The organism is Nocardia sp. NPDC005745, from assembly GCF_040630775.1.
Classification (GTDB): Bacteria; Actinomycetota; Actinomycetes; order Mycobacteriales; family Mycobacteriaceae; genus Nocardia.
Window position 1 is genome coordinate 157,001 of sequence record NZ_JBEXYF010000011.1, and the last position, 19,779, is coordinate 176,779.

Here is a 19,779-nt window from a genome sequence, read left to right on the forward strand (position 1 = left end):
TCAGGCCAGATGCACCGCGAGTGCCCTGGCCACCAGAGCCTCGACGTCGGCGCCGGGTGCGACCAGACGCAGGCTGCGATTGGCCCGCGTGGTGGCGATGCCGTGCAGATTCGTCCACAGGGCGATCGCGCGGTCGCGCGGATCGGTCGTGCCCGCCGCCGCGCCGACCAGTTCGGCGAACCGCGCGAACAGCGGCAAGGTGACCGACCGCAGGTTCTCGCCGGAGCCTTCGAGCAGATCGTGCCGGAACATCAGGGTGAACATCTCCGGCCGCCGCGCGGCGAACTCGATGTACTCGGCGCTCATCCGCCCGAGACGGTCGCGCGCGGACTCGGCCTCCACCGCGGTGAACCGGTCGGCGAGGTCGGCGAACCCCCGCGCGGCAATGGCGGCCAGCAGTGCGCGGTGGGTCGGGAAGTAGCGCCGCGGCGCACCGTGCGAGACGCCCGCCGCCCGGGTGATCGCACGCAACCCCAGGTGCGCGGCGCCCACCTCTTCGAGCAGATCGACGCCGACGTCGACCAGTCGATCTCGCAGCGTCTCGCTCTCGGCCATGCGGACATTGTCTACGCGTGCCACGGCAGAACCACACTCCCGCACATAGACACTGTCTACGCGATGCGGTAGACAGTGTCTACGCATTCGTCCACGGAGGTCTACATGTGGTACTCGCTGTTCAAGTACGTGCTGCTCGGTCCGCTGCTGCGGCTGCTCGGCAGGCCCGATGTCGCGGGGCTGGACAACATCCCGCGCACCGGGCCGGTGATCATCGCGGCCAATCACCTCGCCGTGATCGACTCGCTCTACCTCGCGCTGGTCGTCCCCCGGCGCGTGACGTTCCTGGCGAAACAGGAGTACTTCACCGGGACGGGCCTGCGCGGCCGGTTCAATCGGTGGTTCTACTCGGTCTCCGGGCAGGTCCCGGTCGACCGGACCGGCGGCGACGCGGCCGCGGGCGCACTGGCGGCGGCCACCCGCATCCTGGAAGCGGGCGGGGTCTGGGCGATCCATCCCGAGGGCACCCGATCACCGGACGGGCGGATCTACCGCGGCCGCACCGGCACCCTGCGGGTCGCCATGGCCACCGGCGCGCCGGTCGTTCCGGTGACGCTGTCGGGTACCGACCGGGTGAACCCGCGCGGCAGTCGTCTGCCGCGGTTCGGCAAAGTGCGCATCGAGTTCGGGGCGCCGCGCCGCTACCCGCCCGCGGAACAGCGCCACATGGTGCGCGCCGCCACCGACGAGCTGATGCGCGAGCTGGCCGCGCGCTCGGGCCGGTGCTATGTCGATCGCTACGCGGCCACCTTCTCGTCGCTGTGACCTGCGGCCCCCGGAAAAGGGGTTAACGCCGCCCCGCGATGGCGGGATAGTGGGGGGAGGCCGGTTCCCGGCGACAGCTGGTGGTTAGGAGATGAACGTTGAGCAGGTTCACCGACGAGATGTATGCCACGGCGCGAAACTCCGAGCGCGGACTGGTAACCGGCGAGCCCAGCGCCCCGCTGCGGCGCACATGGGCGGAGATCCACCGGATCGCCCGGCGCATGGCGGGCGGGCTGGCCGAAGCGGGCATCGGGCACGGCGACGCGGTCGGCGTGCTCGCGGGCATGCCGGTCGACATCGCCCCGGCCTGCCAGGCCGTCTGGATGCGCGGCGCGTCGATCACCATGCTGCACCAGCCGACTCCGCGCACCGATCTGGTCGTCTGGGCGCGCGACACCGAGACCGTGCTGACCATGATCGAAGCGCGCGCGGTCGTGCTGGGCGCGCCGTTCGAGGCGGCCGAGCCGCTGCTGCGCGAACGCGGCATCACCGTGGTGCGCATCGACCAGCTGCCCGACGGTCCCGATATCGACCCGGTGCCCACCGCCGAGGGCGATATCGCGTTGCAGCAGTTGACCTCCGGTTCCACCGGCTCGCCCAAGGCGGTCCGGATCACGCACGAGAACTTCTTCGTCAACGCCCACGCCATGTTCGATCGGGTGAAATTCCAGCCCGACGACGACGTGATGGTCAGCTGGCTGCCCCTGTTCCACGACATGGGCATGGTCGGATTCCTCAGCGTCCCGATGCAATTCGGCGCCGAAGTGGTGTGTGTGACACCGCTGGACTTCCTCACCAGGCCACTGCTGTGGGCCGAGCTGATCAGCAAGTACCGCGGAACCGTCACCGCCGCACCGAATTTTGCTTATTCGCTGCTGGCCAGGCGGCTGCGGCAGGCCGACGACGGCGCGTTCGACCTCAGCAGCGTGCGCTACATGTGGAACGGCGCCGAACCGGTGGACCCGGACACCATGGACGCTCTGGCCGCCGCCGGGAAACGCTTCGGGCTCAACCCGATGGCGCTCACCCCGGTCTACGGCATGGCCGAGACCACGCTCGCCGTATCGATCCCCGACGCCGGTCACGGACAGGTGCTCGACGTGATCGATGCCGATCTGCTCGAAGCGATCGGCAAGGCGGTGCCCGTGCCGGAGGAGCACGGCCAGCCCGCCAACATCCGCAGACTGCCCACCCTCGGCTATCTGGTCGACCATCTGGAGGGCCGGATCGTCGACAGCGAACGCCAGTCGCTGCCTACCCGGTCGGTGGGTGTGATCGAATTGCGCGGCCCCGCGGTCACTTCCGGGTATGTGACGGTGGACGGATTCCAACCGGCCCAGGACGACGAGGGCTGGCTGGACACCGGCGACATCGGCTACTTCACCGACGAGGGGCTGATCGTGGTGTGCGGCCGGATGAAGGACGTGATCATCATGGGCGGCCGCAACATCTACCCCACCGACATCGAGCGCGCCGCGACCAGGGTGAGCGGCGTACGTCCGGGCAACGCGGTGGCGGTGCGCCTGGACGCAGGCCAGAAGCGGGAGAGTTTCGCCGTGGTGGTGGAGAGCGGCAGCCACCAGAACCCCGAGGAGGTCAAGCGCATCGAGCGCGAGATCGTGCATTCGGTGTTCGCGGAGGTCGGCGCTCGGCCGCGCACCGTCACCGTGCTCGGGCCCGGCGCACTGCCGAAGACCTCTTCGGGCAAACTGCGCAGGGCCGCGACCGCGATCCATCTGCCGCGCGGATGATCGGCCGGGCGCACCGCGTATCGAGCGAGGTGCGCCTCAGTGCACTCGGTTCTGCGCGGTCTCGAGACCCACGCGCAGCAACAGCTCCACCGCGTCGGCGGCCTGCTCGACGATCACCGGGACCTCTTTGCGCTCCGGCGCGGAGAACGGCTTCAGCACGTAGTCGGCCGGATCCTGGCGGCCCGGCGGGCGGCCGATGCCGATGCGGGTGCGCAGGTAGTCCTTGGTGGTCAGTGCGCTGGAGACGGAGCGCAGACCGTTGTGGCCACCCTCGCCGCCGCCGCGCTTGAGCCGGATGGCGCCGAACGGCAGATCGAGTTCGTCGTGCACGACGATCACCTCGGTCGGCGGCACGGAGAAGAACTTCGCCAGCGCGGCCACCGGCCGCCCGGACAGATTCATGAACGACCGCGGCTTCGCGATCAGCACCTGGCGCCCGTCCAGCCGCGCCTGCAGCAGGTCGGCGCCGGATTTCTTGTGCACACCGAAACGGCCGCCGACGCGCTCGGCGAGCACGTCGGCGACCAGGAAACCCACATTGTGCCGGGTGCGCTCGTATTCGGGACCGGGGTTGCCCAGTCCGACGACGAGCGCGGGCCCGGCGGACGGTGCGCTGTTACTCAGCGCTCTCGCCCTCGGCCTCACCCTCGGCGGACTCGGCGGCCGGGGCGGCGATCACGTTGACGACCAGGATCTCCGCATCGGTGGCCAGCTCGACGCCCTCGGGCAGCTGCAGCTCGCCGGCGGTGATCTGGGTGCCCGCCTCGATGCCCTCGACGGAGACCTCGATGGCCTCGGGCAGCTTCATCGCGTCGGCCAGGATGGAAACGGTGGTGGCTTCCTGGGTGACCAGGGTGCCGGGGGCGGCGTCGCCGGCGACGGTGACGTTCACGTCGGCGGTGACCTTCTCGCCGCGCTTGATGATCAGCAGGTCGGCGTGCTCGATGTAGCGACGGATCGGGTGCACCACGACGGACTTGGTCAGCGCGAGCTGCTTCTGGCCGTCGATGACGAGGTTCAGCACCGCGTTGGTGCCGTGCTCACGCAGGATGGCGGCGAAGGCCTGGGCGTTCACCGACAGGTGCTGCGGGTCGGCCTGGTGGCCGTACAGCACGGCCGGGACGTTGCCCGCACGACGGGTACGGCGGGCAGCGCCCTTGCCGAACTCGGTACGTACGGATGCTTCGAGAAGGTTGACGTCGGACATGACTGGATCTACTCCTACGGCTCTTCCGGGCTGGCAGTTACACGTCAGGGGTTCCGCACACCTGACGGGGGTGGTCTACTCGTCGGGGCGAAGACCGAACGAGGACGGCCGGAAGCCGAGCCGCGTCGATCACGGTGCCGCAAACTGGTCTGCGGTCACCCTCGCCGAGACAACCCGAACACCATACCCCAGCGCAGAGGCGCTCTTTGAATCGGGTGGTCACCGGCGGTTCGGCTCGCGCTGGAGCGAGTCGCGTACGCTGGCGTGGTTGCCGATCGGTTGTCTGCGAAAGGTTGTCTTGCGTTGAGCGCCTCCCCTGAGGGTGTTGTCGCGCCCGCACCCCGCGGGCTGTCCGCCGAGGTAGCCCGCCGGCGCACGTTCGCGGTGATCTCCCACCCCGACGCGGGCAAGTCCACGCTCACCGAGGCACTCGCCCTGCACGCCAGGATGATCTCCGAGGCGGGCGCGATCCACGGCAAGGCCGGGCGCAAGTCCACCGTCTCGGACTGGATGGAGATGGAGAAGGCGCGCGGCATCTCGGTCAGCTCGACCGCGCTGCAGTTCAACTACCGCGCCGCGGGGTCCGAGGTCGACAGCGTCATCAACCTGGTGGACACCCCCGGCCACTCCGATTTCTCCGAGGACACCTACCGGGTGCTCACCGCCGTCGACGCCGCGGTGATGCTGATCGACGCCGCCAAGGGCCTGGAGCCGCAGACGCTGAAACTGTTCCAGGTCTGCCGCCACCGCGGCATCCCGGTGATCACCGTGATCAACAAGTGGGACCGGCCGGGCCGGGCTCCGCTGGAACTGCTCGACGAGATCGACGAGCGGATCGGCCTCACCCCCACCCCGCTGTTCCTCCCGGTCGGTATCGCGGGAGACTTCCGCGGTCTGCTGCGCCGCGGCCCGGACGGCGCGGCGCTCGAATACATCCACTTCACCCGCACCGCGGGCGGCGCGACCATCGCGCCGGAGGAGTCGCTGACTCCGGAGGCCGCGCAGGCGCGCGAAGGCGAGCCGTGGACCACCGCCGCGGAGGAGAGCGAGCTGCTCTCGGCCACCGGCCAGGACCACGACCAGGAGTTGTTCCTGGCCGGGCAGACCTCACCGGTCATCTACGCCTCCGCGATGCTGAACTTCGGCGTCCGGCAGCTGCTGGAGACCCTGGTGGCGCTCGCGCCGGCCCCGGGTCCGCGCCGCGACGTCGAGGGCAAGCCGCGCGAGACCGGCGATCCGTTCAGCGCGGTGGTGTTCAAGGTGCAGGCGGGCATGGACGCCGCCCACCGGGACCGGCTCGCGTTCATGCGGATCGTGTCGGGCGAGTTCGAACGCGGCATGGTGGTCACCCACGCGCAGACCGGGCGGCCGTTCGCCACCAAGTACGCGCTGACCGTGTTCGGCCGCGAACGCGCCACCGTCGACACCGCCTACCCCGGTGATGTCGTGGGCCTGGTCAACGCCACGGCGCTGGCTCCGGGGCACACGCTGTTCGTGGACAAGAAGGTGGAGTTCCCGCCGATCCCGTCGTTCGCACCGGAGCATTTCGCCGTGCTGCGGGCCCGTAGCGCGGGCAAGTACAAGCAGTTCCGCAAGGCGATGGACCAGCTCGACTCCGAGGGCGTCGTGCAGGTGCTGCGCAACGACATCCGCGGCGACGCCGCTCCGGTCCTGGCGGCCGTCGGCCCGATGCAGTTCGAAGTGGTGACCGCGCGCATGCTCACGGAGTTCAACGTCGAGACCACGATGGAGCACCTCGGCTACACGCTGGCCCGGCGCACCGATGCCGCGTCGGCGGACGAACTCGGGCGGCAGCGCGGGGTGGAGGTGTTCACCCGCTCAGACGGTGCGCTGCTCGCGCTGTTCAGCGATAAATGGCGGCTGCAATACATCGAGAAGGAGCACCCGGCGCTCACCTTGGAGCCCCTGGTGGCCACCGCCGACTGAGTCAGCCGGCCTCGGACTCCGGCCGCATCGGCGGGGCCCCGGGGTCGCGTTCGATCGAAGAGATGCCGTCTTCTTTCGCGATCAGGCCCCAGCGGCTCGAGGTCAGCCGCAGGCTGGGCAGGTCGCTGAGGGAGAGCACCACTTCGTAGGTGCGTTCGTAGCCGGTGTGCGAGATGCGCCAGCGGCCGTCGTCACAGCGGACGTAGCGGTCGGTGTAGAAGGCCGCGCCGCGCAGCAGCATGTTGTGGCCCGGAATGAGCACCGTGTCGGCGAGGTACCACGTGCCGGTCGCGGTGTCGCCGTCCACATCGATCTCCGGGTGATCACAGCGGTGCTCGGTGATCACGTGCGGCCCGAGCGTGTTGCGCATGAACGCGATGAACGCCTCGCGCGACTCGAACTGCAGATATTCGCTGTAGGTCGCGGTCGCCTCGGGCACCATGGTGTCGGCGAAGTCGTCCCAGGATTTGGTGTCGAGGGTGCGCAGGTACCGGTACTTCAGCCGGGAGATCGCCGAGACGTCGTCCAGCTCCCGCTCGTCGCGGCCGCGGCCCGCCCGCGGATCGTCGCGCACCTGCCCGAAGTCGATGGTTCCCGCGTCGAAGCGCAGCCGGTCATCGGCGTCGGCATCCCCTTCACCGGCGCTGGTCGCCCCCCTGTCGCGGTCCGGACCCGCACCGACCGGGTCGAAATCTCGTTCCTCCGGCTCCGGTATGCCGGAATCGATGTCCACCCCGCCGCGTTCTCGGCCGCCCGGGGGAAATCCCAGGTCGTCGTGCTGCGGCCCACCGGAGCCCGTGCCCCGGTCGTTACGCACTTGCCCAGCGATGCCCAAACCTGGGTCGCCGCGCCCCTGCCCGCCGGTTCGCTGATCCATACCCTCAACAATCCCATCCCGAGTGCCGGATTGGGAGGGTTGTATCAGATTGCTATCACGGCGAGCGGAACATTCCGGTCAAGATCAACTTCGGGAGTCAGCTTCCGATCGTGAAGCAGGTACGGCAGAAGTCCTCGCCGAACTCGGTCAGCCGGAGACTCTTGCGCACGATCTTCGGCGCCCGGCCCGCCTTCTTCAGTGCCGCCTCCACCACGGGCTGTACCTCGAGCACCATGTACCGGCTCAGCACCACCGGATCGTCCGAGGTCAGCGTCAGCCCGAGGCGATTGAGATTGATCAGGTAGGACCGCGCGCGGTCGGGGTAGCGCACGCCGGCCTGCTCGGGCACCGAGGTGAGATCACCCTGCACCAGTTCCGAGCCGATCCCCAGCGGCCGGTTGGTGCGCACGTCGACCGCGGGCTGCGGCCCGTTGAGCGCCATGAAGCGCAGGATGCGCGCCTCGTCGGGAGCGAGTTCGTCGAGGATGCGGTCGTAGGCCGGGTGCACGTCCTCGGTGAAGTAGACGTCGGCGGACCTGGCCAGCAGCGCGTCGCCACGGCGGCGCAACTCCTCGGTGCTCGCCGAGCGCAGGTAGGGGCCGACGGTCAGCGGCTGCTGCGAGGTGGGGCCGTTGGAGGTCGGGACGTAGCTGACGATCTCCCGGACCGAGCCCTCGGTGACGCCGAGCGCGCTGCGGGCGATGGAACGCAACGCGTTTCCGGTTCGCTCGGCGATCTCCGCCGAGGACTCCCCGTCCAGCGCGGCCTGGGTGATTTCCCTGGTGACCTCGTAGGTCGTGCCGACCGCCCATTGACTTCCGCGCACGACGGTGCCCGCGGCCACTCCTGCCGCGCGGAACACGCCGCGGATCAGCCGTGCCTCATTGCTGATCTGCCGCTGTTCGACATCCGAACTGCGCTCGACGGCGCGGGAACCTGGCCGGGCCACGTCCTGTCCGGTCCTGTCGTCTGCCACGTTTTCTCCGATATCGCCGGGGGAACGAATCCGCTCCACAGATTACTTCCCCTTGTGTCGCGGGTCATTCGCACCGCCTGACTCGGACAGTGCGACCGGCACGCGGCGCGCAATAGGGTTTCTTCGAGGAGGGGGTGCTAGTTTTGGTTGCCGGTGAGGCGGCGATCACCGGTGTATCGGCAGGAGGGTGTCGTGTTAGAGAGCGTATTCGGAATCCACCCCACGATCCTCCTCGAGCTCGTGACCATACCGCTTTTCACCGGCGTGATCGGCTACATCACCAACTGGACCGGCGTGCTCATGCTGTTCAAGCCGGTCGCCTTCCACGGTGTCCGAGTTCCCGGGCTGCGCGCGCTGTATCCATTCCTGCCCAAGCGAATTCAGGTCCTCCCGCTGCTCAGCTATGACGGCCGGTTCGGGTGGCAGGGCATCGTCCCGTCGCGCGCCGACAAGATGGCGAGCATCGCGGTCGACAAGGGCCTGGCCAAACTCGGCAGCGTAGCCGACTTCTACCGGGAGCTCGAGCCGGACAAGCTGGCCGAGCATCTCACCAGCATCGCCGACGCGCAGATCAAGGACATCGTCGAGGACATCCTGCGCCGCGAGCATCCTCAGCTCTGGTACAACCTGCCCGCCCAGGTGCGCGACATGGTGCATGCCAGGGTGCGCCAGCAGCTGCCGGAGATCCTGCGTGAGCTGACCGAGGAATTGGGCGCGAATATCGATCAGCTGCTCGATGTGAAGCAGATGGTGATCCGCTACTTCCAGGCCCGACCGCATCTGCTCAACACGCTGTTCCAAGTGCTCGGCGCGAAGGAACTGCGATTCATGCAGAACTTCGGTTTCTACTTCGGCGCGCCGATGGGCGTGCTGCTGGTGGCCATCCTGCATCTGAGCGGCTGGTCCAGCCTGGTCGTGCTGCCGATCGGCGGCGTGATCATCGGCTGGGTGGTCAACTGGATCGGCATCAATATGATCTTCGCGCCCGCATATCCGAAGTGGTGGGTCCCGTGGCGGCAGGGCCTGCTGATCAAACGCAAGTCCGAAATCACCGACGGATACGCGGAATTGGTTTCCAGCCAGGTGATCACCGTGGCGAATATCGGCGACGAGTTGCTCAACGGCCCGCGTTCGGATCGCACCATGCAGATGCTGGAGGACACGCTGCGCCCGGCCGCCGACCGCGCGCTCGGCCCCGCTCGACCTGCGGTCAAGTTCATGCTCGGCAGCCGCGAATACGACTCGCTGCAATCGACCTTCACCAACGAAGCCATGTCCATCGCGCCGATCGCGTTCGCGGACCCGGAGTTCAATGTCCGCCAGGGCAGGCAGATCAACGAATACATCGCCAGGCAGATGGCGATGTTGTCGCCGCCGGACTTCGTCGACATGCTCCGCGCGGCCATCAAGCAGGATGAATGGCTCCTTTTCGTCCATGGCGGCGTGCTGGGGCTCTTCGCCGGATACGCTCATATCCTGATCTTCGGAACGGGAGTGGCGACATCATGGCTGTAGCGAGTCCGGACGACGGCGATCTCGAGGCCGTCGAGCACCTCAACGCGACGGCGGCGAATGCCGGGCCATCGCAGGAGATCGCCCGGCGGCCGGCTTCGGACATCGCTCACACCGACGAATTACCAAGACGGGTCACGGTTCCCGTGGCCACCGTGCGTGCCGCGACGGGCGTCGCACGGGTGGCGTGGACCGCCGTCACGGGGGTGACCTCCTGGGGAGTCGGCACCGCGGTCGACGTCACCTCGACCGTCGTGCGACGCAGCATCGAGGGAGCGCCGCCGCGAGAAGTGCTGGCCGAGGCGGAGTCCGAAGTCCGTGACGCGATGCGCAAAGCGCTCGGCCTGTCCGCCGCCGCGCAACCGCCCGCGCAGGACGCCGTGCCGACGCTGCGCGAGCAAGGCGCCGCGCTGCTGCGGTTGTCGGCGAGCCCGCACGGCGAGGACGACAACCATCCGGCCTTCGCGGGCATGCTCGCCGAGCTGACCCCCGACGAAGCGCGCATCCTGCGTTTCCTGCACTTGGACGGGCCGCAGCCCTCGATCGACATCCGCACCGGACGTCCGCGCGCGCTCGGCTCCGAACGCCTCGGCTCGATGCTCACCCTGATCGGCGAGCACGCCGGCCTGCGCTTCCCCAACCGAATCCAGCAGTACCTGACCAACCTGCGCAGACTGGGCCTGGTCGAGCACGCGCGCGAGCCGGTCGGCAATCCGAACCGGTATCAGCTGCTGGAGGCGCAGTCACCGGTGCGGGAGATGCTGAAGCGGTCCGGCTTCGGCACCAAGGTGATCTACCGCAGCGTGGTGCTCACCGACTTCGGCGCGGACTTCGTGCGCACCTGCCTGCCCGTGGTGGTGCAGGACGGACGCGCCTCGGGGCACTAGGGTTCCCACCCGCGCAGCGCCAGCTCGGCCACCCGCTGCAATTCGGCCCGGCTCGCGCCGTCCCGCGCCGCCTGGGACATTCCCTGCATCACCGTGCCGACATAGCGCGCCAGCGTGCGCGCGTCCAGGTGATGCGATAGGACGCCCGCGTCGATGTCGGCCTGGATGCGCGCGGCGAACGCGTCGATGTTCCGGTTGCGCAGGTCGCGCAGGAAATCTGCGATCTCGGCGCTCGTGGTGTTGACGCCCGCGCTGATCACCAGACAGCCGTGCGGGCACTCCGGCCGGGTGTATTCCACCGCCGCCTCGCGCAGGATGCGCCGGACCGCCGCGTCGGCGGTGCCCTCCTCGGCGAGCGCCCGCGTGACGAATCCACCGTAGCGCGCGCCGAATTTCGCGACGACCTCGGCGAACAACGTCTTCTTGTCCCCGAACGCCGCGTACAGGCTGGGCGCACCGATTCCCATCGCCGCGGTCAGGTCTCCGATCGACGTGGCCTCGTACCCGCGTTCCCAGAACAGCCGCATGGCCTTCTCCAGCGCGGCGTCCCGGTCGAAGGATCGGGGCCGCCCGCGGGTCGTGGTGCTCATGCGGCCAATTTTATAGCGGTCACTAGAGAATGTGCTACCTTTCTTTCTGTAGCGGCCGCTAGAGAAAGGGGCCCGTGATGGGCGCACTGACGGGCAAGACAGCACTGGTGACCGGGAGCAGCCGGGGTATCGGCCGGGCGATAGCCGAACGACTGGCCCGTGACGGCGCACGGGTGGCGGTTCACTACAACAGCGACGAGCAGGCCGCGAAGGCGACCGTGGCCGCGATCGAGGCATCGGGCGGCGCGGCATTCGCGATTCGGGCCGAACTGGGCGTGCCCGGTGACGCCGAGGCGCTGTGGGCGGCCTTCGACGCGCACGCCGACGGCCTGGACATCCTGGTGAACAACGCGGGCACCGACGGCATCCGGGAGCCGATCGCCGGGACCGACGAGGCGGCGTTCGACCGGGTCTTCGCGATCAACGCCAAGGCGCCCTTCTTCATCACCCGTCTCGGCCTGGATCGGTTGCGGCCGGGCGGACGGATCGTCAACATCTCCACCGGCCTGACCCACGGCGCGTACATGCCGCAGCTGATCGCCTACACCATGACCAAGGGCGCGATCGACAGTTTCACCAGCGTGCTCGCCAAGGATGTCGGAACACGCGGCATCACGGTTAACGCGGTGGCCCCGGGCATCATCGACACCGACATGAACGCGAACTGGCTGCGCAACGCCGAAAGCCAGGCGGCGGTGGCGGCGATGTCCCCGCTGAAACGAGTGGGTCAGCCCGCCGACGTGGCCGACGTGGTCGCGTTCCTCGCCTCCGACGAGGCGCGCTGGGTGACCGGGCAGTGGATCGACGCCACCGGCGGCGGACTGCTGTAACGGCCCGGGGATTTGGCCCGCCCCCGGTTCCTTTTCGCGACGCCCGCTACTGAACGGCATCGCCCGGCCGCTCCCATTAGGCTTGAGCACCGTGCTGTCAGTTGTGCCGAGTCCCGTCACCGTGCGGGCGCCGTCGAAGGTGAACCTCCATCTCGGAGTGGGCGACCTGCGTGCCGACGGCTACCACGACCTGACCACGGTGTTCCAAGCGCTGTCCCTGAGCGACGATCTGGAGATCTCCCCCTCGGGTTCGCTGGCCGTCCGGGTCACCGGAGAGGGCGCCGCGGACGTGCCGACCGACCGGACGAACCTGGTCTGGAAGGCGGCCGTCCGGCTCGCGCACCTCGGCGGCCGCGCTCCCCTGGTGGAAATCGCCATCGCCAAGGGCATTCCGGTGGCCGGGGGCATGGCGGGCGGGAGCGCCGACGCCGCCGCCGCGCTGGTCGGGCTGAACGAGCTGTGGGACCTGGGATTGTCCAGGGAGGAACTGAGCGCGGTGGCGGCCGAACTCGGCAGCGATGTGCCGTTCGCCCTGCACGGCGGCACCGCGCTCGGCACCGGCCGCGGGGAGCGCCTGCTGCCGGTGCTGTCGCGCAATACCTTTCACTGGGTGCTCGCATTCGCCAAAGGCGGCCTGTCCACGCCCGCGGTCTTCGCCGAACTCGACCGGTTGCGCGAGCACGGCGATCCGCCCCGGGTCGGCGAACCGCAGCAGTTGATGCAGGCGCTGGCCTCCGGCGACGCGCACCAGCTCGCACCCTTGCTCGGCAACGACCTCCAGGCGGCGGCGGTGTCGCTGAAGCCGGAACTGCGCCGCACGCTGCGGGCGGGCGTCACGGCGGGCGCGCTGGCCGGGCTGGTGTCCGGCTCCGGGCCCACGTGCGCGTTCCTGTGCGAGAGCGAGGAATCGGCGATCTCGGTGGCCGCCGAACTCGCGGGCGCGGGCGTCTGCCGCAGCGTGCGGACGGCCGGCGGGCCTGTGCCGGGCGCGCGCATCCTCAGCGCCGACCCGTCGGGGAAGCACTGACCGGCAGCGCCTCTCCGACGGACCAAGGCGCCCGACCGGCAGCGACGCGAGGACAGCCCCGGCCGGACGGAAGCGTCCAGTCCTCCGCCGCTGCACGAGGGCGCGTTGCTCAGGGCAGCGCGTCGGCGAGCCGATCGACCTGATCGGCGTCGCGCCCGTAGCAGTAGAACATCACCTCGTCCGCGCCCAGATCGCCGAACTCGGCGATGGTGGCGCGGATCTGCGCGGGCGTGGTGAGCATTCCGGCGAGGAAGCCCTCGGTGTAATCGCTGAACGCGTAGTAGGCGCCCATCGACGCGCGGGCGTCCTCGATGACGTGATCCGGGCCGAGCGCCACGTTGACCTGGGCGACGATCCGCGGGTCACCCGAGCGGCCGTGGTCGGTCCAGGAACGGCGCACGGTATCGAAGAGGTTGCCCGCCCAGGAGGGCGGCGCGGCGGCGAGGAATCCGCCGCCCCATCGCCCGACGCGTTCGAGCGCGGCGGGCTGGAAGCCGCCGAACAGGATCTCGGGCCCTTCCGGGCGCAGCGGCGCGGGGCCGATCGGCCCGCACTCGTCGCTGTAGGCCTCCCCCGCCCACAGGCGGCGCAGGAGCGCGAGTTGCTCGTCGAGGCGGCGGCCGCGGGTGCGCAGGTCGGTGCCCGAGGCGAGGTGGTCGTCGGCGCGGCCGCCGACGCCGAGGCCGAGCACCAGCCGTCCGCCGGTCATCCGGTCGAGCGTGGCGGCCTGCTTGGCGAGCAGCACCGGATCGCGCAGCGGCGCGAGCAGCACTTCGGTCTGCACCTTGACGCGGCTGGTCGCGCCGGCGATCGTGGCCAGCGCGATCAGCGGTTCGGGGTTGTCGTAGACCAGCCGGTCGAGCAGGCCGAGGGTGCGGAACGGGCCCGCGTCGGCGCGCCGGGCCCAGTCGAGCAGGGCGGCGGGATCGGAAATGGGCAGGCCGAGGCCGACATGCATGGAATTCCTCCAGGAAGCGATGCGGAATGGGACGGGTGCCGCCCGCCGACACCTCGAGGCGAGGTGGGCGTCCCACTCTGCGGCTGTACTTCTGGGGAACGCCGGATCGGTTACATGGAACGAACAGTGTTCGTTCGTCGATCAATCTAAACGAACATTGTTCGTCCCGCAAGCTCTCCCCGCTGCTCGCCGGGCGAACGGACGCCCCGCCCGGGTCGGTACGCTGGCCCGGGTCCCACGACCGCGACAAACAGGTCTCATCGGACCGCCCCCGCAAGACACGGAAGGATCCATGTCCAACCTGATCAATCTCGAACAGGTCCACAAGAGCTTCGGAATCAAGCCGCTGCTGGACAACGTCTCGCTCGGCGTGCACGCGGGCGAACGGATCGGAGTCGTCGGCCTCAACGGCGGCGGCAAGACCACCCTGCTCGAGGTGCTCACCGGTATCGAGGAACCGGACAGCGGCCGGGTCAGCCGGCTCGGCGGCCTGCGCATGGCGGTGGTGACCCAGCGCGGCGTGCTGCCCCCGGGGGCGACGGTCGGTTCGGTGGTGCTGGCCGGGCTGGCCGACGACGCCATGACCGACGAGGTCGCCGAACACGAGTGGGCCGCCGACCCGCGCATCCGCTCGGTGATGGAAGGCATCGGCATCGCCGATCTCGGCTTGGACACCTCGGTGGACAATCTCTCCGGCGGCGAGCGCCGCCGGGTCGCGCTCGCCGCCGCGCTGGTGCGCGAACTCGACCTGCTGGTGCTCGACGAGCCGACCAACCACTTGGACGTGGAGGGCGTGCAGTGGCTGGCCGCACATCTGCTCGGCCGCCGCAGCGCGCTCGTCGTGGTGACCCACGACCGCTGGTTCCTCGACACCGTCGCCACCAACACCTGGGAAGTGGTCGGCGGCAAGGTCGAAAGCTACGAGGGCGGCTACGGCGATTGGATCTTCGCCCGCGCCGAGCGCGCCCGTCAGGCGGACGCGTCCGAGGCCCGGCGGCGCAATCTGGCCCGCAAGGAATTGGCCTGGCTGCGGCGCGGCCCGCAGGCGCGCACCTCCAAGCCGCGCTATCGGGTCGAGGCCGCCGAGGCTTTGATCGCCGACGTGCCGCCGCCGCGCGACAGCGTCTCGCTGGCGGCCTTCGCGCGCAAACGCCTCGGCCGCGTCGTCGTCGAACTGGAAGACGCCACGCTCACCACCCCGGACGGCCGGGAACTGGTGCGGGATCTGACCTGGCGGCTGGCGCCGGGCGAGCGCGTCGGCCTGGTCGGCGTCAACGGCTCGGGCAAGACGACGTTGCTGCGCGCCCTGGCCGGAGACACCGGCGCGATCTGGGCCGGGGGCAAGCGCGTCCAGGGCCAGACCGTCCAGATCGGCTGGCTGCGCCAGGAACTCGACGACCTGCCGATCAGCCTGCGGGTGCTGGAGGCGGTGCAGCAGGTCGCACAGCGAATCATGCTGGGCGACAAGGAGGTATCCGCGGGTCAGCTGGCCGAGCGGCTCGGCTTCACCCCCGCCCGTCAGCGCACCCCGGTCGGCGACCTGTCCGGCGGCGAGCGGCGGCGCCTGCAACTGACCCGCATCCTCATGTCCGAGCCGAACGTGCTGCTGCTCGACGAGCCCACCAACGACCTGGACATCGACACCCTGCAACAGCTGGAGGACCTGCTCGACAACTGGGCGGGCACGCTGGTCGTGATCAGCCACGACCGGTATCTCATCGAGCGGATCTGCGACTCGACCTGGGCGCTGTTCGGCGACGGCAAGCTCACGAACCTGCCCGGCGGCATCGAGGAGTACCTCACCAAGCGCGCGGCCCTCACGACGAGCCGGAGCCGCGCCGCCGCACCGGAGGCCAAGCCCGCCGACGCACCGGCCACCGACTCCGCCACCTACCGCGCGGCCCGCAAGGAACTCACCCGCCTGGAACGCGCCATCGACAAGCTCTCCGAACGCGAGCAGCGCTTGCACTCGGCGCTCGCCGACGCGGCCACCGAGCCGGAAAAGCTGGTCACCTTGGGCGCGGAACTCAAGCAGGTGCTCGCGGAGAAGGAGACGGCCGAGGAGCGCTGGCTGGAACTGGCCGACGGCGTGTGAAGCCCGCGCGACGGCGGGAGTTGACCTACCCGCCGCTAGCCGAGCCAGTGCCGCCCGAACAAATCGTGCGCGGCCTCGAGATTGGCGGAGATATTGGCAACCACGTGATCGCGCTGCAGACCGACTCCGTATAAACCGCTCCCCAGCCACAGCGAGGACAACAGCGAGTAGGAGGCCAGGAAGAGGAAGTACGGGTGAGTGTAGGTGCGCATCGTCGCCGCACTGCTGACGAACGGCGAGAAGGACTCGCCGTGAAACCTGTCGTTTCGCGCCGTATACAGCAGTCCGGACAACAACACCGCTGACCGGACAGGCAGGCTCAACGTGACGTCGACGCCCTGCAGATCCATCTTCTCGCCGGTCAAGGCACGACGAAGCAACATGGCGCCCTTACGGTGATCCGCATGATCGCCGGTCGATCCGTACCGCGTTTGCAGTACGGACAGCAGCGTCACGAAATCCTGATCGCCCAGCCCGGCCAAACGGCGGTTCGGCTGATGCACATTCCGCTCCTCGGGTGTCACCAACGACCTGAAGTCGATAACCAAGCGTTTGAAGAGGTACTCGCACGACTGCGCCGGTATGTCCGCCAGCAGCAGAGCCAGAATCCCGCCATCGAGTCCCGGTCCCGCGGCCAGCTTCTTCAGGCGATCGGTCACGTTTCCCGAGGCCGCGAGTCTTGTCGCGGCTTCGAACGCTTTCCACGCCGAGTCGAACGCGATATCAACCCGCGCGGGAATGCTGTCGAATGCGTCCACGAGGTAAGACACCTGACGGTGATACTCCACGCCGCCGACGTTCGGCAGCTCCACCGGCCGGAACAGCGGCCGCTTCATCTGCGCGACACGGTCGGCGAAAGCCCGTTCGATCGGCAACGGGCGACGTGGTTGCTGCACACCGGTTTTGGACCACTCAGCGATCGCGGCGATCCGCTCCCGACGGTGAAAGTTCCGGTCGGCTCGAACCATCCCACCCCTTCTCCGAGTACCTCTCACCAAGCAAAACGGCTGCTGCCGAACGCTGGGCTCCCCGACGGATGCAGTCGGTTGTTGCCGTGATGAATGGCACGTCCGATGCCGGGCCACACTATCAACGCGTAGCCTCCAAACCAATCTCGTAATGGATCGGTGCGGCCAGGGAGCCGCGCGAGTCGCTCGCCGCTGATCGGAACACTTGGTACCGCACGGGACTGAGCCGCGAACTCGAGATTCGACTCTTGCACCTCCGTACCCCATGGGGGTATGTTCAACCACGGTTACCTCCCGGCCGTATGAGAATCTGGATGCGAAGGAGTCGGACATGCCCACCACCACCTACACCGTCACGGGGATGACCTGCGGGCACTGCGTCAGCTCCGTCAAGACCGAGATCGGCAAGATCGACGGCGTGACCGGCGTGGATGTGGATCTCGCCAGCGGGGCCGTGCGCGTCGACAGCACCGCGCCGATCGCCGACGCCGACATCGTCGCCGCGGTGGACGAAGCGGGCTACGAAGTCGCCGTCTGATCCGGACCGTTCGCGTGGCTCCTCGCTCCGGCCGATGCCGGTACGGGGAGCCACTGCCTTGTGCGCAGTCCTACGCCTGGCCCGCCAGGCGGACGAAGGCGGCGGTGTCCAGGGTTTCGCCGCGGGCGGTGGGTGCGATACCCGCGGCGAGCAGGCGGCGTTCGGCTTCGGCGGGTGAGCCCGCCCAGCCGGCGAGCGCGGCGCGGAGGGTCTTGCGGCGCTGCGCGAACGCGGCGTCGACGACCGCGAAGACGCGGCGGCGATGCTCGGCGTCCATCGGCCACGGGGGCTGGGCGTAGCGGTCGATCCGGACCAGCCCCGACTCGACTCGCGGAACCGGCCAGAACACCTGCGTGCCCACCGCCCCCGCACGCCGGACCGTCCCGAAGAAGCCCGCTTTCACACTGGGCACGCCGTAGGTGCGGCTGCCGGGATCGGCGGCGAGCCGATCGGCCACCTCCGCCTGCACCATCACCAAAGCGACTGCGATGCCGGGCAATTCGGCCAGCAGATGCAGCAGCACGGGCACTGCCACGTTGTACGGGAGATTGGCCACCAGCGCGGTCGGCGCCGCGGGCAGATCGGCGGCGCCGACGCGCAGCGCGTCCGCCTCGACCACGGACAACCGAGCCGCCAGATCCGGCGCCCGGTCCGCGACCGTCATCGGAAGGTGGCGCGCCAGCACGGGATCGATTTCCACCGCGATCACCGAGTCCACCACGTCCAGCAGCGCGAGGGTCAGCGAACCGAGACCGGGCCCGACCTCGAGCACCACGTCCCCGCGCCCTACCCCGGCGGCCGCGACGATCCGCCGCACCGTGTTCGCGTCGTGCACGAAGTTCTGCCCGAGTTGCTTGGTCGGCCGCACCCCCAGCCGCTCGGCGAGCACCCGCACTTCGGCGGGCCCGAGCAGCGCCGCACTTCCACGAGCGGAGATTTCAGGTTCGGACACCTCGAGAATCTATCAACCGCGCCGCGACGCCCCCGGCGTCCGGTGGAGCGTCAGCTGATACCGAGCCGGCCGGTGCAGGCGGGCCACGCGCCCCAGCCCTGCCGCTGGCGGGTGATCTCGGCGATGGCGATCTGCTCTTCCCTGGTGGCCATGTCGGCGCGCGGGGCGTACCGCAGGCCACCCTGCCGCTCCCAGGTGCCCTGGTCGAACTGCACACCGCCGTAGTAGCCGTTACCGGTGTTGATCGACCAGTTTCCGGTCGACTCGCAGCGGGCCAGCGCGTCCCAGATCGCGCCGTCGCGCACCGGCGGCACCTCGGTGCCCGGCTTGGCGCCCTTGCGGACGGTCTTCGGCTGCGCCGCCACGGTGACCGTGGAACCGACCGCCTGACGGTCCACTTCCTGGCCGTTGACCATGGTGACCGCGAACGTGACGTCCTGGACGCCGGGAGCGCCGGGTGACTCCACCACCGTGCGGCTCATGTTCATGGTCGGGTCTTCGATGACGTTCTCCGGCGGGTCCAGCGGCAGCGTCTCGGTGTGCTGTTCGACCCGCTTGCGCGTCACGGTGACGCGCAAGCCGTTCGTCACCGGCGTGGACGCGGCCGGTTCGACGGAATCCTGCTCGATCAACGGGATGCCCGCCACCTCGAGGAATTTGCCGACGGTGGGGGCGGCGGCGCGCACGTCCACCGGGTTACCGATGCCGTCGACCAGCGAGACCACGCGCGGGGTCGCGATCATGAGCGTGGCGCCCTGCAACGGGAGCCGCTCGTCGCGGGCGGGCGAGACGTACACCTCTTTCGAGATCTTCAGCTGCTCGAGCGCCTCCCCCGCGGTCACGCCGGTGGTCCAGACCCGCTGCGTCATCCCGTCGACGGACAGATCCACCTCGCGGGCGCGGTTGAGCGTGATGGTCGCGCCGTCGCCGATGTGCGCGGCAAGGGCGGGAGCCACCTTGTCCCGATCGGTCACGGCGAAGCCGGCGGCCTTCAGCACGCCGCGCACGTCGCGCGACATGGTGGTCTGGAAGAGCTTCTCGCCGTCCACGACGACGGTCACCGTCTTGCGATTCACGATCGCGAGGCCGGCGCCGATGATCAGCGTCAGCAGCAGCGCGCCGACCGCGATGTGCAGCAGCGGCGAACGCGACTGGTTGATCCGCGTGAAGGGGGACATGGTCACAGCACGATAACGAGGGGTACGGGCGCGGACAACAGCAAGCTCAGGAACAGCGCCTTTTCAATATCACGATCAAATCTCGACCCCGCAGGTAAATCACGAAACGGAACACCGAAAGTGACATAGGACACATTTCGCATACACCGATGCATTCCGGGCATCC

The 19,779-nt window shown here is 69.2% G+C and carries 19 protein-coding genes; 9 read left to right on the forward strand and 10 right to left on the reverse strand.

Annotated features, from left to right (window positions below):
- Entirely contained in the window at positions 1-555 is a 555-nt protein-coding gene (locus ABZ420_RS14600; protein WP_357121968.1) for a TetR-like C-terminal domain-containing protein, read from the reverse strand.
- 105 nt (positions 556-660) lie between these two features.
- Between ABZ420_RS14600 and ABZ420_RS14605 the strand changes: the two genes are divergently transcribed.
- Together ABZ420_RS14605 and ABZ420_RS14610 are read left to right on the forward strand one after the other, a co-directional pair.
- Complete coding sequence (locus ABZ420_RS14605; RefSeq protein ID WP_357121971.1) at positions 661-1,320, forward strand: lysophospholipid acyltransferase family protein; 660 nt, start codon at positions 661-663, stop codon at positions 1,318-1,320.
- A gap of 98 nt (positions 1,321-1,418) precedes the next feature.
- The gene (locus ABZ420_RS14610) at positions 1,419-3,071 is read left to right on the forward strand and encodes a fatty acyl-AMP ligase (RefSeq protein WP_357121974.1); all 1,653 of its coding nucleotides are present in this window, start codon (positions 1,419-1,421) and stop codon (positions 3,069-3,071) included.
- Positions 3,072-3,107: 36 nt separating this feature from the next.
- Here the strand turns inward: ABZ420_RS14610 and pth are convergent, their stop codons facing one another.
- Positions 3,108-3,716, reverse strand: a complete 609-nt coding sequence (gene pth / locus ABZ420_RS14615; protein WP_357121977.1) for an aminoacyl-tRNA hydrolase — start codon at positions 3,714-3,716, stop codon at positions 3,108-3,110.
- Entirely contained in the window at positions 3,688-4,278 is a 591-nt protein-coding gene (locus tag ABZ420_RS14620; protein ID WP_357121979.1) for a 50S ribosomal protein L25/general stress protein Ctc, read from the reverse strand. Before ABZ420_RS14620 ends, pth begins: the two co-directional genes overlap by 29 nt.
- 303 nt (positions 4,279-4,581) lie before the next feature.
- Here ABZ420_RS14620 and ABZ420_RS14625 point away from each other — a divergent pair, with 303 nt between their 5' ends.
- Complete coding sequence (locus ABZ420_RS14625) at positions 4,582-6,225, forward strand: peptide chain release factor 3 (RefSeq protein ID WP_357121982.1); 1,644 nt, start codon at positions 4,582-4,584, stop codon at positions 6,223-6,225.
- A 1-nt stretch (position 6,226) separates the two neighbouring features.
- On the opposite strand, the gene ABZ420_RS14630 is transcribed toward ABZ420_RS14625, so the two are convergent.
- Both ABZ420_RS14630 and ABZ420_RS14635 read right to left on the reverse strand, forming a co-directional pair.
- Positions 6,227-6,754: a nuclear transport factor 2 family protein gene (locus tag ABZ420_RS14630; protein WP_357122137.1), complete on the reverse strand. Its 528-nt coding sequence runs from the start codon at positions 6,752-6,754 to the stop codon at positions 6,227-6,229.
- 445 nt (positions 6,755-7,199) lie between these two features.
- Positions 7,200-8,078, reverse strand: a complete 879-nt coding sequence (locus tag ABZ420_RS14635; protein WP_083864042.1) for an Abi-alpha family protein — start codon at positions 8,076-8,078, stop codon at positions 7,200-7,202.
- A 240-nt stretch (positions 8,079-8,318) separates the two neighbouring features.
- Here ABZ420_RS14635 and ABZ420_RS14640 point away from each other — a divergent pair, with 240 nt between their 5' ends.
- Together ABZ420_RS14640 and ABZ420_RS14645 are read left to right on the forward strand one after the other, a co-directional pair.
- Positions 8,319-9,593: a hypothetical protein gene (locus ABZ420_RS14640; RefSeq protein WP_245549089.1), complete on the forward strand. Its 1,275-nt coding sequence runs from the start codon at positions 8,319-8,321 to the stop codon at positions 9,591-9,593.
- The gene (locus ABZ420_RS14645) at positions 9,584-10,477 is read left to right on the forward strand and encodes an Abi-alpha family protein (protein WP_357121985.1); all 894 of its coding nucleotides are present in this window, start codon (positions 9,584-9,586) and stop codon (positions 10,475-10,477) included. The genes ABZ420_RS14640 and ABZ420_RS14645 overlap by 10 nt, the downstream gene beginning before the upstream one ends.
- On the opposite strand, the gene ABZ420_RS14650 is transcribed toward ABZ420_RS14645, so the two are convergent.
- The gene (locus ABZ420_RS14650; RefSeq protein WP_357121988.1) at positions 10,474-11,067 is read right to left on the reverse strand and encodes a TetR/AcrR family transcriptional regulator; all 594 of its coding nucleotides are present in this window, start codon (positions 11,065-11,067) and stop codon (positions 10,474-10,476) included. The genes ABZ420_RS14645 and ABZ420_RS14650 overlap by 4 nt on opposite strands.
- 77 nt (positions 11,068-11,144) lie before the next feature.
- Between ABZ420_RS14650 and ABZ420_RS14655 the strand changes: the two genes are divergently transcribed.
- Positions 11,145-11,897: an SDR family oxidoreductase gene (locus ABZ420_RS14655; RefSeq protein ID WP_357121991.1), complete on the forward strand. Its 753-nt coding sequence runs from the start codon at positions 11,145-11,147 to the stop codon at positions 11,895-11,897.
- Positions 11,898-11,988: 91 nt separating this feature from the next.
- Positions 11,989-12,924 carry a 4-(cytidine 5'-diphospho)-2-C-methyl-D-erythritol kinase gene (locus ABZ420_RS14660; RefSeq protein ID WP_062972681.1) on the forward strand — a complete coding sequence of 312 codons (936 nt, stop codon included), beginning with the start codon at positions 11,989-11,991 and terminating at the stop codon, positions 12,922-12,924.
- A gap of 109 nt (positions 12,925-13,033) precedes the next feature.
- Here ABZ420_RS14660 and ABZ420_RS14665 read toward each other — a convergent pair whose 3' ends face one another.
- Positions 13,034-13,882 (reverse strand): LLM class flavin-dependent oxidoreductase, encoded by an 849-nt coding sequence (locus ABZ420_RS14665; RefSeq protein WP_357121994.1) that lies wholly within the window; start codon positions 13,880-13,882, stop codon positions 13,034-13,036.
- A 292-nt stretch (positions 13,883-14,174) separates the two neighbouring features.
- Here ABZ420_RS14665 and ABZ420_RS14670 point away from each other — a divergent pair, with 292 nt between their 5' ends.
- The gene (locus tag ABZ420_RS14670) at positions 14,175-15,977 is read left to right on the forward strand and encodes an ABC-F family ATP-binding cassette domain-containing protein (RefSeq protein WP_357121997.1); all 1,803 of its coding nucleotides are present in this window, start codon (positions 14,175-14,177) and stop codon (positions 15,975-15,977) included.
- Positions 15,978-16,012: 35 nt separating this feature from the next.
- On the opposite strand, the gene ABZ420_RS14675 is transcribed toward ABZ420_RS14670, so the two are convergent.
- Complete coding sequence (locus tag ABZ420_RS14675; RefSeq protein ID WP_357122000.1) at positions 16,013-16,945, reverse strand: hypothetical protein; 933 nt, start codon at positions 16,943-16,945, stop codon at positions 16,013-16,015.
- Positions 16,946-17,276: 331 nt separating this feature from the next.
- Between ABZ420_RS14675 and ABZ420_RS14680 the strand changes: the two genes are divergently transcribed.
- Complete coding sequence (locus ABZ420_RS14680; RefSeq protein ID WP_062972683.1) at positions 17,277-17,483, forward strand: copper ion binding protein; 207 nt, start codon at positions 17,277-17,279, stop codon at positions 17,481-17,483.
- A gap of 70 nt (positions 17,484-17,553) precedes the next feature.
- Here the strand turns inward: ABZ420_RS14680 and rsmA are convergent, their stop codons facing one another.
- Both rsmA and ABZ420_RS14690 read right to left on the reverse strand, forming a co-directional pair.
- On the reverse strand, positions 17,554-18,435 hold the full coding sequence (gene rsmA / locus ABZ420_RS14685; protein ID WP_357122004.1) for a 16S rRNA (adenine(1518)-N(6)/adenine(1519)-N(6))-dimethyltransferase RsmA: 882 nt from the start codon (positions 18,433-18,435) through the stop codon (positions 17,554-17,556).
- Positions 18,436-18,485: 50 nt separating this feature from the next.
- Positions 18,486-19,613 (reverse strand): resuscitation-promoting factor, encoded by a 1,128-nt coding sequence (locus ABZ420_RS14690; RefSeq protein WP_040869817.1) that lies wholly within the window; start codon positions 19,611-19,613, stop codon positions 18,486-18,488.
- Between the last annotated feature and the right edge of the window lie 166 nt (positions 19,614-19,779).